General features: G+C 70.1%; 15 protein-coding genes. 12 read left to right on the forward strand and 3 right to left on the reverse strand.

The window, feature by feature from the left end:
- Positions 1-30 precede the first annotated feature (30 nt).
- The 6 genes from ACPXB1_RS01490 (at position 31) to ACPXB1_RS01515 (ending at position 5030) form a co-directional block, all read left to right on the forward strand.
- Positions 31-1203, forward strand: coding sequence for a hemolysin family protein (locus ACPXB1_RS01490; RefSeq protein WP_425734699.1), 1173 nt, complete (start codon positions 31-33; stop codon positions 1201-1203).
- Between the two features lie 33 nt (positions 1204-1236).
- Positions 1237-2262 (forward strand): tryptophan--tRNA ligase, encoded by a 1026-nt coding sequence (gene trpS / locus ACPXB1_RS01495; RefSeq protein WP_425734700.1) that lies wholly within the window; start codon positions 1237-1239, stop codon positions 2260-2262.
- Between the two features lie 70 nt (positions 2263-2332).
- Positions 2333-2857, forward strand: coding sequence for a 2'-5' RNA ligase family protein (locus ACPXB1_RS01500; RefSeq protein ID WP_355592853.1), 525 nt, complete (start codon positions 2333-2335; stop codon positions 2855-2857).
- Positions 2858-2936: 79 nt separating this feature from the next.
- Entirely contained in the window at positions 2937-3860 is a 924-nt protein-coding gene (locus tag ACPXB1_RS01505) for a YhjD/YihY/BrkB family envelope integrity protein (protein ID WP_425734701.1), read from the forward strand.
- A gap of 20 nt (positions 3861-3880) precedes the next feature.
- Positions 3881-4249, forward strand: coding sequence for a GntR family transcriptional regulator (locus ACPXB1_RS01510; protein ID WP_355592618.1), 369 nt, complete (start codon positions 3881-3883; stop codon positions 4247-4249).
- Between the two features lie 343 nt (positions 4250-4592).
- Positions 4593-5030 carry a hypothetical protein gene (locus ACPXB1_RS01515; RefSeq protein ID WP_425734702.1) on the forward strand — a complete coding sequence of 146 codons (438 nt, stop codon included), beginning with the start codon at positions 4593-4595 and terminating at the stop codon, positions 5028-5030.
- Positions 5031-5044: 14 nt separating this feature from the next.
- On the opposite strand, the gene ACPXB1_RS01520 is transcribed toward ACPXB1_RS01515, so the two are convergent.
- From ACPXB1_RS01520 to ACPXB1_RS01530, 3 genes are all read right to left on the reverse strand, one after another.
- On the reverse strand, positions 5045-5416 hold the full coding sequence (locus ACPXB1_RS01520) for a VOC family protein (RefSeq protein WP_355592614.1): 372 nt from the start codon (positions 5414-5416) through the stop codon (positions 5045-5047).
- A 151-nt stretch (positions 5417-5567) separates the two neighbouring features.
- Positions 5568-7199: a glycoside hydrolase family 13 protein gene (locus ACPXB1_RS01525; protein WP_425734703.1), complete on the reverse strand. Its 1632-nt coding sequence runs from the start codon at positions 7197-7199 to the stop codon at positions 5568-5570.
- 32 nt (positions 7200-7231) lie between these two features.
- A complete protein-coding gene (locus ACPXB1_RS01530; protein ID WP_425734704.1) occupies positions 7232-8278 on the reverse strand; it encodes a LacI family DNA-binding transcriptional regulator in 1047 nt (348 codons plus the stop codon).
- Between the two features lie 199 nt (positions 8279-8477).
- On the opposite strand from ACPXB1_RS01530, the gene ACPXB1_RS01535 reads away from it, so the two are divergent.
- The 6 genes from ACPXB1_RS01535 (at position 8478) to ACPXB1_RS01560 (ending at position 16080) form a co-directional block, all read left to right on the forward strand.
- Complete coding sequence (locus ACPXB1_RS01535; RefSeq protein ID WP_355592608.1) at positions 8478-9725, forward strand: sugar ABC transporter substrate-binding protein; 1248 nt, start codon at positions 8478-8480, stop codon at positions 9723-9725.
- On the forward strand, positions 9725-11356 hold the full coding sequence (locus ACPXB1_RS01540; protein ID WP_355592606.1) for an ABC transporter permease subunit: 1632 nt from the start codon (positions 9725-9727) through the stop codon (positions 11354-11356). Before ACPXB1_RS01535 ends, ACPXB1_RS01540 begins: the two co-directional genes overlap by 1 nt.
- Positions 11353-12267, forward strand: coding sequence for a sugar ABC transporter permease (locus tag ACPXB1_RS01545; RefSeq protein WP_355592604.1), 915 nt, complete (start codon positions 11353-11355; stop codon positions 12265-12267). The genes ACPXB1_RS01540 and ACPXB1_RS01545 overlap by 4 nt, the downstream gene beginning before the upstream one ends.
- 142 nt (positions 12268-12409) lie before the next feature.
- Positions 12410-14221 carry a glycoside hydrolase family 13 protein gene (locus tag ACPXB1_RS01550; protein ID WP_425734705.1) on the forward strand — a complete coding sequence of 604 codons (1812 nt, stop codon included), beginning with the start codon at positions 12410-12412 and terminating at the stop codon, positions 14219-14221.
- A gap of 173 nt (positions 14222-14394) precedes the next feature.
- Positions 14395-14736, forward strand: coding sequence for a hypothetical protein (locus ACPXB1_RS01555; RefSeq protein ID WP_355592600.1), 342 nt, complete (start codon positions 14395-14397; stop codon positions 14734-14736).
- Between the two features lie 276 nt (positions 14737-15012).
- Positions 15013-16080, forward strand: coding sequence for a BMP family lipoprotein (locus ACPXB1_RS01560; protein WP_355592852.1), 1068 nt, complete (start codon positions 15013-15015; stop codon positions 16078-16080).
- Positions 16081-16097: the final 17 nt, after the last annotated feature.

Consider the following 16097-nt stretch of genomic DNA (forward strand, 5'->3'; position numbering starts at 1 on the left):
GACGGGCCAACGGTGTCTACCATCTCTGTCATGCGGGATGTGGCCCGTGCCGGGCTCCGGCGACGCGCGCGGGGGCGACCCCGCCGCGATCCCGGCCCGCTCGCCCGGGCTGTTGCCCGGGTACTGGTCCGCGCCGCCGACGGCGCCAGCCGTCTCGTCACCGACCTGCTCGGAGCCGGCCCGGCGGCCGGCCGGGAGCGCATCTCCGAGGCCGACCTGCGCGACCTGGTCGCGGCGAACACGGTGCTCGACCCGGACGAGCGGCGGATCATCGACGAGGTCCTGGCGGCCGGCGCCAGCCTGGTCCGCGAGGTGATGATGCCCCGCACCGAGGTGGTCTTCCTGCCGGCCCGGCTGACCATCGCCGAGGCGGCCCGGCTGGTCCGCGCCGAGACGCACACCCGCTACCCGGTCACCGACGGCACCCACGACGACGTGGTCGGTTTCGTGCACCTGCGCGACGTGCTGCTGCGTCCGGACACCGACCCCTGCGCCACCGTCGGCGAGCTGACCCGCGAGGTCAAGCGGCTGCCCGGGAGCAAACGGGTGCTGGCCGCGCTCACCGAGATGCGCCGGGAGCGTCACCACCTGGCGGTGGTGATCGACGAGTACGGCGGCACCGCCGGGATCGTCACGCTGGAGGACCTGATCGAGGAACTCGTCGGGGAGATCCACGACGAGTACGACACCGCGCCCGACCCGGTGCACGGCGGCCTTCCGGCGGTGGTGGACGGTCGGCTCAACCTCGCCGACTTCGCCGAGCGGACAGGTGTGGTGCTGCCCGCCGGGCCGTACGAGACGGTCGGCGGGTACGTGATGGCAGCGCTGGGCCGGCTGCCGCTGACCGGCGACGAGGCGACGGTGCCCGCCGGGCCGGCCGATGACGGCGGGCTCGATCCGGGGGACCCACCCGGCGGTTGGCTGCTGCGCGTGCTGGCACTGGACGGGCGTCGGGTCGCCCGGCTCGCGGTCTCGGCCGTGCGCATGCCGGACCAGCGGCGCGAGGCCGCCGCCCCGCGGGCGGTCGGTGGTGTCGATGAAGGGCCGGCCCGCGACGGTGGGACGGCGCCGCCTCGGGAGAGCTACGCCGCGCGGCAGGGCGGGCCCGCAGCCGCGGCGACACGACGTTTCGGGGCGGGGGAGCCGGGCGAGGTCAGCGCCCCGGCATCGGCGGGCCGTGGCCGACCCGCCGGCCCGTCATGACGCACCCGGTCGCTTGCTGACAGAATTGTCGCCATGCCCGACGTCTCCGCCCGCCCGCGCGTCTTCTCCGGCATCCAGCCGACGGCCGACTCGTTCCACCTCGGCAACTACCTGGGGGCCGTGCGGCACTGGGTGGCGTTGCAGGAGACGCACGACGCGTTCTACTGCGTCGTGGACCTGCACGCCATCACCGCGGGCCACGATCCGGCGGTGCTGCGCCAGCGGACCAGGGTGGCGGCCGCCCAGCTCTTCGCGGTCGGTCTCGACCCGGACCGCAGCACCCTGTTCGTGCAGTCGCAGGTGCCCGAGCACCCGCAGCTGGCCTGGGTGCTGGGCTGCATCACCGGCTTCGGCGAGGCCAGCCGGATGACCCAGTTCAAGGACAAGTCGCAGAAGCAGGGCAACGAGCGGGCAAGCGTCGGCCTGTTCACCTACCCGGTCCTGCAGGCCGCCGACATCCTGCTCTACCAGGCCAACGCGGTGCCGGTCGGCGAGGACCAGCGGCAGCACCTGGAGCTGTCCCGGGACCTGGCCCAGCGGTTCAACTCTCTGTTCGGCGCGACGTTCACCGTCCCCGCGCCGCACATCGTCAAGGACACTGCGAAGATCACCGACTTGCAGGACCCGACAGCGAAGATGTCCAAGTCGTCGTCCTCGCCGGCCGGCATCATCGACCTCCTGGAGGACCCGGCCCGGTCGGCCAAGAAGATCCGCTCCGCGGTGACCGACACCGGCCGGGAGATCGTCTTCGACGCCGAGACCAAGCCCGGCGTGTCCAACCTGCTGACCATCCACTCAGCGCTCAGCGGGCGCAGCATCGACGAGTTGGTCGCCGCGTACGCCGGTCGTGGTTACGGCGATCTGAAGAAGGACCTGGCCGAGGTGGTGGCCGACTTCGTCCGCCCGATCCAGGAGCGCACCCGCACCTACCTCGACGACCCGGCACAGCTGGACAAGCTGCTCGCCGCCGGCGCGGACAAGGCCCGGTCGGTGGCCGGGGCGACGCTGCGGTCCGCGTACGAGCGGGTCGGGTTCTTCCCGCCGGTGCGCGGCGAATAGCGCCGCGGGACAGGTGGGCGGGTCGGTGGCGCAAGAGGCGGCGCGGAGCGTGGATCGCAGTGGCGGGGTGATGCCGTCCGGCGACACCATCCAGATCGGCATCGCGGTGGACATCCCCGAGCCCTGGGGGAGTCAGCTCACCCGGCGGCGTGTCGAGGCCGGTGACGCCCTCGCGGTGCCGGCGCACGTGACGCTGCTCGGTCCGACCGAGATCCCGACCGCCAGCCTGCCGGCTGTCGAACGGCACCTCGGCGAGGTTGCCGCCACGCATCCGCCGTTCGCGCTGCACCTGCGGGGCACCGGAACGTTCCGCCCGGTGACCCAGGTGGTGTTCGTGGCGGTCGCCGCAGGGATCAGCGAGTGCGAGTTGCTTGCCGCCGCCATCGCCGCCGCGCCGAACGTGCACCGCGAGCTGCGCTTCCCCTACCATCCGCACGTCACTGTGGCGCAGGACGTGTCGCCGGAGGCACTGGACAAGGTGTACGAGGATCTGGCCGACTTCTCCGCGATGTTCCAGGTCGACGCGTTCACCCTCTTTTCGCACAGCGGGCAGGCCCGGTGGCAGCCCCGCCGGGACTTCCGCCTCGGCAACTGACCGTCGGCGACGCGCCGGCCGGCGAGCATTCGGAGCCGGTTGCCGCGGCGGCGTTGGGAGATCGGCGAGGATGACCCGCGTGAACGTGTTCGGAGCCATCGAGGCGGGCATCGACCGCTGGGTGACCGCCGCGCGCAGCCGGTCAGGGCTGTTCGATCACGTGTGGCGTGCCGGAACGCTCTACGCCGAGGTGCTGGCCGGGCGACTGGCCGCGGCGATCGCCTACTACGGGTTCTTCGCGGTCTTCGCCCTCGCGCTTGTCGCGTACTCCATCTTCGGCGCGATCCTTGAGGACAACGACGAGGTCAGCGAGGCGGCGGCCGGGTTCCTGAAGGAGAACCTGCCGTTCCTGGACGCGCAGCAGATCGCCAACTCCAGCGGCACGGTCGGTGTGGTCGGCCTGGTCATCCTGGTGTTCACAGGGATCGGGTGGGTCGAGGCGATCCGTTCCTCCCAGCGGCTGATGTACGCGCTCAACCAGCAGCCGGGCAACCTCGTGGTGCGGCGGCTCGTCGACCTCGGCGTGATGATCGGCGTGTTCGTGCTGCTCGGTGTGTCGGTGGCGGCGGTGGACGCGTTGGAGTCGCTGCTGCGTTTCCTGCTGCGCAGCACCGGCTCGGTCGGCCTGACCACGATCAGTGCGGTGCTCAGCGTTCTGGTCAACGCGGTGCTCGCCGCCGCGCTGCTTGTCGCGGTGCCCCGGCTGCGGATGAGCCGGTCCCGACTCCGCCCGGTGGTGCTGGTCGTCGCGATCGGCATCACGCTGCTCAACACGGTCGGGCGGTACTACGTGGTGCGCACCGAGCGAAACCCGGCGTACACGGTGGTGGCCGGCGCGGTCGGGCTGCTGCTCTACCTTTACCTGCTCAACCAGCTGGTGCTGTTCGGAGCGGCGCTCCTCGCCACAAGCCCGAGAGGGCGGGTGATGGACCTGGCGGAGGGGCCGCGGACGACGAGTCTCGAAGAGGACACCGATCCGGGTACGCCGGGTGGTGCGGGCTGAACGACGTGGAAGGTGCGCAGGTGCTGATCTCGGTCGACCAGGACTCCCCGGTGCCACCGTACGAGCAGGTGCGCGGGCAGCTCGCCGAGCTGATCGGCGACGGCAGGCTGCCGGTGGGCAGCCGACTGCCGACCGTCCGGCAGCTCGCCGCCGACCTACGGCTGGCCGCGAACACTGTGGCCCGGGCATACCGGGAGTTGGAAGCGGCGGGGCTGTTGGAAACCCGGGGGCGCAACGGCACGTTCGTCGCCCCCGGCCGGGACGACGCCCTGGACCGGCTGCACCAGGCCGCCGCCGGGTACGCGGCCGAGGCGCGGCGGCTCGGCGTCCCGCCGGACCGTGCCCTCGCCCTGGTCCGCGCCGCCCTCGACGCCATCCGCCACGACTGAGCGGGACGGGACGTGCCTTCGCTCCACCTCGCCGCAACTGCGCCGACGCATCGAGCAGGTCCCGAAGTGGCCGGCGGCGTGACGGGTGATGACTGTGATCGTCGTGGCCCGCGGCGTCGCTGGCACCCTGAAACGCCTGATGACTCTCAGGCATATTGATACCTCAGAGTCATCACGCTCGAATGGCCGACCGTCCCCACTGAGGGCGCGTCGGCGTGGCCATCAGTGCCGCCGGCGAACCACGTCGGTCCAGGTCGGCCACCCCGCCCACGTCGGCCCACGTCCGACGTACGTTAAGGCGAATGACGCCCACCTTCCCGGCGGGAGCGGCAATGATGAGCCGGTGGGCGCACTCATGACACTTGACCTGCCGTCCGACTCGCCGATGCTCGGCCTGCCGTGGATCATCACCTTCGGTCCGCTCGGTGACCTCGACGAGTGGGAGCCGGTGGTCTGCGGGCCGTACGAGCGGCCGCACGCGCTGGCGCTTGCCGAGGCGGTGGTGGCCGACGAGCAGCTGATGGCAGTGGTGGAGCCGCTGCTGCCGGCGCTGTCGCCCGACGAGATCCGCAGCGAGATCGCCGCCGCCCAGGTCGCCGCCGAGGACGAGGCCCGGCAGGCCGAGGGGGCCGATCTGTACGGCGACTTCGAGGACGTGATCGACGAGGAGTTGGACGCCGAGGTCGACGAGGCGGGCCACGGAGAGCCCGCCGAACCGCCGGACGAGGCCGAGGTCCGCGCCGGCTTCACCCGGATCGCGGCGTTGCTCACCGCCAAGTGACAGACAGCAAAGCCTCAGCGGGCCGGTTCGGAGTGCAGTACGCAGAACTCGTTACCCTCCGGGTCGGCAAGCACCGTGAACCCTTCGGCCCCGGTCTGCCCGACGTCCACGGGTCGTGCCCCGAGGCCCACCAACCGCCGTACCTCGGTCTGCGGGTCGGAGTCGGCGACAAGGTCGAGGTGCAGCCGGTTCTTGCCCCGTTTGGCAGTGCCCGAGCCCTGCAACCAGACGGTGGGCGCGGCACCGGGCGGCTGCCCCGACGGCCAGAGTTTGGCGCTGCCGTCGTCGCCCTGTAATACCTCGTAGCCGAGCGCTGCCGACCAGAACGCGACCATCACGTCCAGGTCCTCGACGTCGACCGTGTACTGCGCGATCCGTACCACCATGAGGTCACCTCCGTCACGACGGACACCGGCGCCACGCGGACGAAATCCGCGTGGCGCCGGTGCACCTCACCCCCCACCACAAGGGGCCGGTACCCCAGTCGCCCGCCGGCGCGGGGCACGGCGGACGACCAGGTCCAGATCGGTTACCCGCTCAGCGCCGTTCCAACCAGGCGGTTGCGTCGACGGGCAGCAGTTGGCCGGAGCCCTGCCCGGTGAGCGGCTCGCTGGCGAGGATCGGCTCGCCGTACCCGTCGATCAGGACCGGCGCGCCGCTGAGGTTCACCACGCAGGTCAGCACTGTCGAGCCGGCCGTGCGGGAGAAGGCCAGCACGCCCGGCTCGCCCTCCAGCCAGGCGACCCCGCCGGCGTCCACGGCCAACGCTGGGTGCTCGCGGCGGATCCGCAGGGCGGCCCGGTACAGCTCCAGCGTCGAGCCGGGTACGCCGGTCTGCGCGGTGACCGACAGGGCACGCCAGGTCGCCGGGGCGGGCAGCCAGCTCACCTCGCTGCCGGCCGGTCCGAAGCCGTACGGCGGCAGGTCGCCGCTCCACGGGATCGGCACCCGGCAGCCGTCGCGGCTCTCGCCGGTACGTAGGAACGCAGGATCCTGCCGTAGCTCGTCGGGGAGGTCGAGGACCTCGGGCAGGCCCAGCTCTTCGCCCTGGTAGAGGTAGGCGGAGCCGGGCAGGGCGAGCATCAGCAGGCTGGCGGCCCGTGCCCGACGCAGCCCTTCGGCGCCGTCGCCGTAGCGGGTGACGTGCCGCTGCTTGTCGTGGTTGGACAGCACCCAGGTGGTGGGCGCGCCGACCACCTGCGATTCGGCAAGCGCGGTGTCGATCACCTTGCGGAACGAGTCGGCCGACCAGGTGGCGTCGAGGAAGTCGAAGCTGAACGCCTGGTGCAGCTCGTCCGGGCCGATGTAGCGGGCCAGCCGCTCGGGGGTCTCGGCCCACGCTTCGGCGACCGCCATCCGACCGCCCGGGTAGCTGTCCAGGACGGGCCGCCACGTGCGGTAGATCTCGTGCACCTCGTCCTGGTCGAAGTACGGCAGTCGGCCCTTGCCGAGCAGTTCGACCTGGCGCTGGCCGGTCGTCATCGTGCTGAAGCCGACGTCCGGCAGCCCTTCGGCCTTGATCATTCCGTGTGCCACGTCGATCCGGAAGCCGTCCACGCCCCGGTCCAGCCAGAACCGCAGCACGTCGAGGAACTCGGCACGGACCTCCGGGTGCCGCCAGTTCAGGTCCGGCTGGGTCGGGTCGAACAGGTGCAGGTACCACTGGCCGTCCGCGACCCGGGTCCAGGCGGGGCCGCCGAAGATGCTCTCCCAGTCGTTTGGCGGCAACTCGCCGTGCGTGCCCTGACCGTCGGCGAAGAGGTAGCGGGCCCGCTCGGGCGAGCCGGGGCCGGCGGCGAGGGCGGCGGTGAACCACTGGTGCGCGCTGGAGGTGTGGTTGGGCACCAGGTCGACGATGATGCGCAGGTCGAGGGCGTGCGCGTCGGTGATCATCGCGTCGAAGTCGGCGAGAGTGCCGAACATCGGGTCGACGTCCCGGTAGTCGGCGACGTCGTACCCGCCGTCGACCATGGGGGAGGTGTAGAAGGGGGTCAACCAGAGCGCGTCGACGCCCAGGTCGCGCAGGTATGGCAGGCGCTGCCGGATGCCCTGGAGGTCACCGACGCCGTCGCCGTCGCTGTCGGCGAAGCTGCGCACGTAGACCTGGTAGACGACAGCGGAGCGCCACCAGTCGTCGTCGGTGTGGGGCAGGGGGGCAGTCCTGATCATTCGAGCAATATGCCGCTCCGCTGCTGCAAGAGTCAAGCAGATCTTGCGTAAGAGAGTTGCGCGGCAGCCGGCGCGACAGCTGTCGAGCCGCGCACCACGAGCTCCGGGCGGAACAGGTATTCCGAGTTCGGGGCACCATGCCCGTTGATCTCGTCCACCAGGGCGCGGACCGCTGCCACCGCCATCGCGGCGACCGGCTGGCGCATCGTGGTCAATGGCGGGTCGGTGAAGGCCATCAGCGGCGAGTCGTCGTAGCCGACCACCGAGAGGTCGCCGGGAACGGTCATGCCGCGCTGCCGCGCCGCCCGGACCGCGCCGAGCGCCATCAGGTCGGAACCGCAGACCACGCCTGTGACGCCCCGATCCAGCAGACGACCGGCAGCCGCCTCGCCACCCTCCACACCGAACAGTGACAACTCGGCAAAGGATCCCAGGTCGGCCTCGGCGACGCCGGCCAACCGGGTCATCGCCGCTCGCCAGCCGGCCACCTTGCGCTGCACCGGCACGAACCGGTCCGGACCGGTGATCAGGCCGATCCGCCGGTGCCCGAGCACCACGAGGTGGGCCACGGCCAGTTCGGCGGCCTCCCGGTCGTCGCAGGAGACGAACGGTGCGCCGATGCCGGGGACGTACCCATTGATCATGACGACGGGCAGCGGCCGGGCGAGCAGCGCCCGGTAGCGGTCATGGTTGGCGGCGGTGTCGGCGTGCAGGCCGGAGACGAAGACGATCCCGGAGACCTGCCGATCCAGCAGCATCTCCACGTACTCGTCCTCGGTGACGCCGCCGGCGGTCTGCGTGCAGAGCACCGGCGTGAACCCGCTCTGCGCCAGGGTGGACTCGATGACCTGCGCAAACGCGGGGAAGATAGGGTTGTCCAGCTCCGGCACCACGAGGCCGACCAGCCCGGCGCTGCGCTTGCGCAGGCGGGCCGGGCGCTCGTAGCCGAGCACGTCCAGAGCTGTGAGAACTGCCTGCCGGGTCTCCGGAGCCACGCCGGGGCGGTCGTTGAGCACCCGCGACACCGTGGCCTCGCTGACTTCAGCCTGCTGGGCGATGTCGGACAGTCGAGCGCGCATGGCGGCACTTTAGCCCACCGGCAAGTTCTTGCGCGGCCCTCTGCAAGAGCTTCCATAATCTGCAACCTCTTGCTAACGTCCCCGCAACATGAGAGAGCTGCGGCGCAGCATCGCTGTGCCGGTTGGCAAGAACTTCCAGAGTTCCCACTGGCGGAGCCGCCCTTCCCCCGGCGGACCCGCCATGACGACAGGAGTACCGATGCGCATCCGTACCGCGGGTGTGGTCGCCCTCTTCGCCCTGGCGCTCGCCGCCTCCGGGTGTGGCGGCGACAGCGACGAGCCGGCCGCCAACGAATCCCCCAAGGCCGCCGGCGGCAAGCTGGTGATCTGGGCCGACGACAAGCGGACCGCCGCCCTCAAGCCGTTCGCCGAGGAGTTCGGCAAGGACAACGGCGTGACCGTCGAGGTCCAGGCCGTCAGCAAGGACCTGCAGACCAACTTCGTCACCGCCTCCCAGCAGGGCAGCGGACCGGACGTCGTGGTCGGCGCGCACGACTGGATCGGCAACCTGGTCCAGAACGGCGCCATCGACCCGGTGCAGCTCCCGGCCGAGCAGAAGAGCGCCTTCAACGAGACAGCGGTCAAGGCGGTCACCTTCAACGGCCAGCTCTACGGCGTGCCCTACGCCACCGAGAACGTGGCGCTGATCCGCAACACCGAGCTGGCCCCCGAGGCGCCGAAGACCATCGAGGACCTGGTCGCCGCAGGCAAGAAGCTCAAGGCCGAGAAGAAGGCCAGCGAGATCCTGTGCCTCCAGTCCGGCCAGAACGGCGACTCGTACCATATCTACCCGCTCTACACCTCGGGCGGCGGCTACCTGTTCGGCACGGCGGCCAACGGCGACTACGACCCGAAGGACCTGGGCGTGGGCAAGCCGGAGTCGATCACGGCCTTCCAGAAGATCGCCAAGCTCGGTGAGAAGGGCGACGGGGCGCTGAAGCGTTCCATCACCCCGGAGAACGCGATCTCCACGTTCACCAGCAAGAAGTGCGCCTACCTGGTGTCCGGCCCGTGGGCCGTCGCCGACGCCAAGAAGGCGAACATCTCCTACGACATCTCCCCGGTCCCCGGCTTCGCCGACGGCAAGGAAGCCCAGCCGTTCGTGGGCGTCCAGGCGTTCTACGTCGCCGCCAAGGGCAAGAACAAGGCGCTGGCCCAGGAGTTCGTCACCAACTACGTGACCAAGCCCGAGCTGGCCGTCGCGCTGTACAAGGCCGAGCCGCGCCCGCCGGCGCTGACCGCCGCCTTCGACCAGGTGAAGGGCGAGGACCCGGACCTGGCGAAGTTCTCCGAGGCCGGCAAGAACGGCCACGTGCTCCCGGCGATCCCGGCCATGGCCGCGATCTGGGACCCGTTCGGTAAGGCGGAGGCCGCCATCATCGGCGGCGCCGACCCGGCCACGACGATCACCGCCGCAGGCAAGACGATCCAGGGTCAGATCAAGTAATGAGCGCGCCGCTGTCCGGCCCGGGGTCCACGAGGACCCCGGGCCGGGAGCCCGTTCGCCCTGGGCTGTCCCGTACCGCGCGGCATCACGCGCCGATCACCGCGACCGGCCTCGTCGGCAAGGTGATCCTGCTCGGCCTGGTGGCCGGGATCGCGATCTGGGCGGCGTTCCCGCTCATCGAGGCCGAACACTGGATCGGGCTGGGCATCCTGGCGGTCACCACCGCCGGCCTGTACTACCTCTACCTGAGCCGTCGGCACATCCCGGCGAAGTATCTGGTGCCCGGCACGCTGTTCCTTATCGCCTTCCAGGTCGTCCCGGTGCTCTACACGGCGAGCACCGCGTTCACGAACTTCGGCGACGGCCATCGCGGCAGCAAGGACGACGCGATCGTCGCGATCCAGACCGCCTCGGTGAAGCAGGTCCCGGGCTCGACCGAGTACGCCCTCACCATCGCCACCAAGGGCGACCCGGCGACCGGCGCGCTTGTCTTCCTGCTCAGCGACCCGAAGACCAAGGACGTCTTCGCCGGAGACGCGGACGGACTGCGCAAGCTCGACGCCGCCGACGTCACGGTCAGCAGCCTCAGCGGCAAGATCACCGCCGCGGACGGCTACACAGTGCTGAACATCGGGCAGGCCAGCGGGCGCAGCGACGCCGTCACCGCGCTCATCGTGCCCACCGACGACGGCGCGATCCGCTCCAACGGCCTCAGCCGTGCCTACGAGGGCAAGGCCGCCCGGGCGTACGACGACGCGTGCGACTGCGTCAGAGACAGTGAAACCGGCAGGACCTGGACCGCCGACGAGCAGTCCGGCTCCTTCGTCGCCGCCGACGGTGAGCGGCTCGCCCAGGGCTGGAAGGTCGACGTCGGGCTGAAGAACTTCAGCTCAGTGCTCACCGACCCGAACATCTCCGGGCCGTTCTTCGGCACGCTGGCCTGGAACTTCGCCTTCGCGATCGGCTCCACAGGCCTCACGTTCCTGCTCGGCATGGCCATCGCGCTGGCGCTGCACTCGCCCCGGATGAAGGGCACCAACTTCTACCGGGTGCTGCTGATCCTGCCGTACGCGATGCCGTCGTTCGCGATGCTGCTGATCTGGCGGGACATGTTCAACACCGACTTCGGCCTGCTCAACAACCTGTTCGGACTGAACGTGGACTGGTTCGGCGGCACCTGGTCGGCCCGGATCGCTGTGGTGCTGGTGCAGCTCTGGCTCGGCTACCCGTACATGTTCCTTGTCGCCACCGGAGCGTTGCAGGCCATCCCGCGGGAGCTGACCGAGGCGACATCGGTCGACGGCGCCTCGCCCTGGCAGTCGTTCCGGGCGGTCACCCTTCCGCTGCTGCTGGTGGCGCTCTCGCCGCTGCTCATCGCGTCGTTCGCGTTCAACTTCAACAACGTCAACGCGATCCTGTTCACTACCGAGGGCGGGCCGTTCGCGCCGGACAACCCCACAAACGGCGCCACCGACCTGCTGATCACGTACACCTACCGGCTGGCGTTCGGCGCCCAGGGTGCCGAGTTCGGCCTGGCCGCCACTGTCTCGATCTTCATCTTCGCGATCGTGGCGACGGTGTCGGCGATCAGCTTCCGGCGGACCCGCAAGCAGGAGGAGGTGTACTCGTGACGAGCATTGTGGACACTCCCACGGCGAACCGTGACCAGGCTGGTCGTCGGCCGGTTCGTCAGCCGCGCAGCCGCTGGTTCGCCCAGGTGGGCTGGCGGCACCTGGTCGGGGTGCTGGCTGTGGCGTTCAGCCTCTTCCCGATCCTGTTCGTGATCTCGGCGGCGTTCAACCCGCTCGGCACGCTCTCCTCCACCGAACTGCTGCCCACCGGGGCGTCACTTGAGAACTTCGTCAACCTGTTCGACCGGACCGCCTTCGGCCACTGGTTCCTCAACTCGCTGCTGCTGGCGGGGGTGGCCAGCTTCGCGTCGATCTTCCTGTCGTCGCTCGCCGCGTACGCGTTCTCCCGGATGCGTTTCTCCGGACGCCGGGTCGGCCTGCTCGCGCTGCTGCTGATCCAGATGTTCCCGCAGTTCCTGGCGATCGTGGCGATCTTCCTGATCTTCACCACGCTCACCGACCTGTACCCGTCGATCGGCTTCAACACCCCGTGGGGCCTGTTCCTGCTCTACATGGGTGGCGCGCTGGGTGCGAACACCTGGCTGATGAAGGGCTTCTTCGACACCCTGCCGAAGGAGCTGGACGAGTCGGCGACCATGGACGGCGCGTCGCACGTGCAGATCTTCTTCCGGATCATGCTGCCACTGGTGGCCCCGATCCTGGCGGTGACCGGCCTGCTCGCGTTCATCGGGTCGATCAACGAGTTCATCATCGCCAACGTGTTCCTCACCGAACCCGAGTCGAAGACCCTCGCGGTCGGCATGTACGGCCTGGTGGCCGGCGAGCGCAACAACAACTTCGGGATGTTCGCGGCGGGCACCCTGCTCACCGCGATCCCCACGGTGCTGGTGTTCCAACTGCTCCAGCGCTACATCGTCTCCGGGCTCACCTCCGGAGCGGTAAAGGGCTGAGCCTCCTCGGCTCACGCTGCGGCAAGGGCGTCGTGTCGACGTACACCGGAGCGGTTCGGAGGGCGGGCCGCCGCGGTCGGGTGAACCGGCCGCGGCGGGTGACCGCCCCCCTTCCTGTCCGTACGACGCGAAAGGCAGCACCATGCCCCTCCAGCCGCACCACGACGGCTCCGCCACCTACGTCCCCGAGCAGGAACCCGCGCTCGGGCAGACCGTGCCGGTCTTCGTCCGGGTACCGGCCGGCGCCGGCGTCCGCCAGGTGCACGTGCGCACCACAGGCGACGGCGAGCCGCGCTTCGCCGAGGCCGAGATCGACCGCACCGAGGACGGTGACGTGTGGTGGCGGGCCGATGTCGAGGTCCGCAACCCGGTGAGCAACTACCGTTTCCTGCTCGACGGCGGCCACGGCACCCGCTGGCTGAACGCCGCAGGCCTGGCCGACCACGACGTGCCCGACAACGGCGACTTCAAGCTTGTCAGCTACGCCCCGCCGCCGGCCTGGGCGCGGGACGCGGTGATCTACCAGATCTTCCCGGACCGGTTCGCCCGCTCCGCCGCCGCCGACGGCCGCACCCTGCCGGACTGGGCCATCGACTGCGGCTGGGACACCCCGGTCATCGGCAGGGGTCCGGAGACGCCCCGCCAGCTCTACGGCGGCGACCTCGACGGCGTCACCGAACACCTTGACCACCTGGACCGGCTCGGGGTCAACACCGTCTACCTCACGCCGGTCTTCCCGGCCCGCTCCAACCACAGGTACGACGCGGCGAGCTTCGACACCGTCGACCCGCTGCTGGGCGGGGACGCGGCACTTGCCCGCCTCGCCGACGCGGTGCACGCCCGGGGGTGGCGGCTGCTCGGCGACATCACCAGCAACCACACCGGCGACGCCCACGCGTGGTTCACCGCCGCCGTCTCCGACGTGAACGCCCCGGAACGCGACCTGTACTACTTCGACCTGCCCGGCGGGGATTTCGAGTCCTGGAACGGCGTCAAGTCGCTGCCGAAGCTCAACTGGGGCAGCACGGAGCTGCGCCGCCGCTTCGCCACCGCCGAGGACTCGCTGCTGCGCCGCTGGCTGCGCCCGCCGTACGGGCTGGACGGCTGGCGGGTCGACGTGGCGAACATGACCGGTCGGCGGGGCGCGGACGCGTACACCCACGAGGTGGCGCGGCTGCTGCGCGAGGTCGTGGCGCAGACCCGCCCCGACGCGCTGCTGCTCGCCGAGCACGGCCACGACCACACCGGTGACCTGGACGCCGACGGCTGGCACGGGACCATGAACTACGTCGGCTTCACCGACCCGGTGTGGTCCTGGCTGCGCCACGGCGACGACCCGGTGCCGAACTTCCTCGGCACCCCGGGCGGGGTACGGCGGCGTGACGCGGGCGCGGTGCTCGCCACGATGAACGCCTACCGGTCGCTGGTGTCCTGGCGGTCGTACACCCACTCGTGGCAGCTGCTCGGCTCGCACGACTCGGCCCGGATCCGCACGGTGGTCGGCGACGCCGCCCGGCAGGAGGTGGCCGCCGGACTGCTCGCCACGATGCCCGGCACGCCCGTGGTGTTCGCCGGGGACGAGCTGGGCCTCACCGGCACGAACGGGGAGGGCTCGCGTACCCCGATGCCGTGGCACCGGCCGGAGAGCTGGGACCGGCGCACGTTCGACGCGTACCGGTCGTTGTTGACGCTGCGCCGCGACGAGCCGGCGTTGCGGCACGGCGGCCTGCGGTGGGTGCACGCGGACGCGGAGACGCTCGTCTTCCTGCGCGAGGCGCCGACCGCGACGGTGCTGGTGCTGGCCCGGCGTGCGCCAGGTGCCCCGGTCCGGCTGTCGGGCCTGAAGCCCGGCGACAACATCTACGGCGGTGCGGAGCCGCTGCGCCCCGACACCGAGGGCACTGTGACTCTCCCCGCCGACGGCCCCACCTTCCAGGTCTGGCGCCTGCCCTGACTGCGCCCGCTCGCAGCCCCCGCGATCTTGCGGTTTCGGTCGGCTCTTCGTGGCTTTTGTCGCGCATGTCGAGGCAGCAACCGCAAGATCGCGAGGGGGATGGGGTCACGGTATGGCGGCGGCACGGCGGGGCCGCTACTACGAAGCGTCGTTGTTGAGGGACAATAGGCCGCGTGGAAGCTCTTCGACTGATCCTTCTCTACGTCCATCTGATCGGCTTCGCGCTGCTGCTCGGCGGCGGGATCGCTCAATACATCACCGGCCGGCTGCGGATCAACGCCGCCATGCTCTGGGGGTCGGTGATCCAACTTGTCACGGGCATCGGACTGTCCGCGCCGCTGCGCGACGGCGACGAGCCGGCCCCCGCAAAGCTTGTTACCAAGTTGGTGCTCGCACTGCTGATCTTTGTCATGGTCTTCTTCTCCCGTAAGCGGGAGAGCGTGAACCGTGGCCACTTCCTCGCGATCGTCGGGTTGACCCTGGTCAACGCGGCAGTAGCGGTGTTCTGGCGTTAGTTCGCCAGGCATTGGGGAAGCACGGAGAAACGGACGTTCGCGACACCCGCGTGGTCGCCGATCTGCACGAGAAGTGATTTGCCGCACCCCAGGGTTACGCCGGGGTAACGGACGTTCAACAGTCGTGCACGATTGGCGGCCGGTGGGTGGGCGCGGGCGTACGCTCCCGTCCGTAACGTGGGACGCCGGCGGCACACGCAGGCCGGCGCAAGGGCTGCCCATCGCGCATGACGCGGTGGGCAATGGGAAGGAGACGTCTTGCGCTCTGTGCGTGGGATGCGGATCGCCTCCGCCTTCGTGGCGGGTGGCCTCGTGCTGGGCGCTGCCGCTTGTGGTGAGGCACCCGATGACGACAACAACGCCGGCAGTGGCGCCAAGAAGTTCAGCGCCTGCATGGTGACCGACGTCGGCGGCATCGACGACAAGTCGTTCAACACGTCGGCCTGGAAGGGTCTGCAGGAGGCCAAGGCCGCCAACGACAACATCGACATCAAGTACGTGGCGTCGAAGGCTGAGGCCGACTACGAGCCCAACCTGACGCAGTACGTCAACCAGAAGTGCGACTTCATCCTGGCCGTCGGTGGCCTGATGGAGACCGCCACCAAGAAGATCGCCGAAGCGAACCCGAACCAGCACTTCGGCATCGTCGACGGCAACCCGCGCGTGGACAACGTCTACCCGATGCAGTTCGACACCGCCCAGGCCGCGTTCCAGGCGGGCTACCTGGCCGCCGGGATGAGCAAGTCCGGCAAGGTGGGCACCTACGGTGGTCTGCCGATCCCGCCGGTGACGATCTTCATGGACGGCTTCGTCGACGGTGTGGCGTACTACAACACCACGAAGAAGAAGGACGTCCAGGCGCTCGGCTGGAACAAGGAGACCCAGAAGGGTTCCTTCTCCAACGCCTTCGACAAGCAGGACGAGGGCAAGAAGGTCTCCGACGCGCTTGTCGCCCAGGGTGCGGACATCATCATGCCGGTCGCCGGTGGCGCCGGTCTCGGCACCACGAGCGCGGCCAAGGCCTCGGGTGGCAAGTACAGCACCATCTGGGTGGACGTCGACGGCTGCGAGAGCACCCCGGACTGCTCCGCGATCATCACGACGGTCGTCAAGAACATCCCGGGCGCCGTCAAGGAGGCCGTGCTCAAGGCCGCCGGTGGCGACAAGCTGCCGGCCACGCCGGGCTTCGTCGGCACCCTTGCCAACGACGGTGTCTCGATCGCCCCGTACCACGACTTCGACAGCAAGGTTCCGGCCGAGCTGAAGGCCGAGGTCGACAAGATCAAGGCGGACATCGCCGCCGGGACGATCACCGTCAGCTCGAAGGCCCAGCCGGCCAAGTGACAACCGGCCGGTCCCTG

Origin of the sequence: Micromonospora sp. DT68 (assembly GCF_049847245.1) — a bacterium.
Classification (GTDB): Bacteria; Actinomycetota; Actinomycetes; order Mycobacteriales; family Micromonosporaceae; genus Micromonospora; species Micromonospora profundi.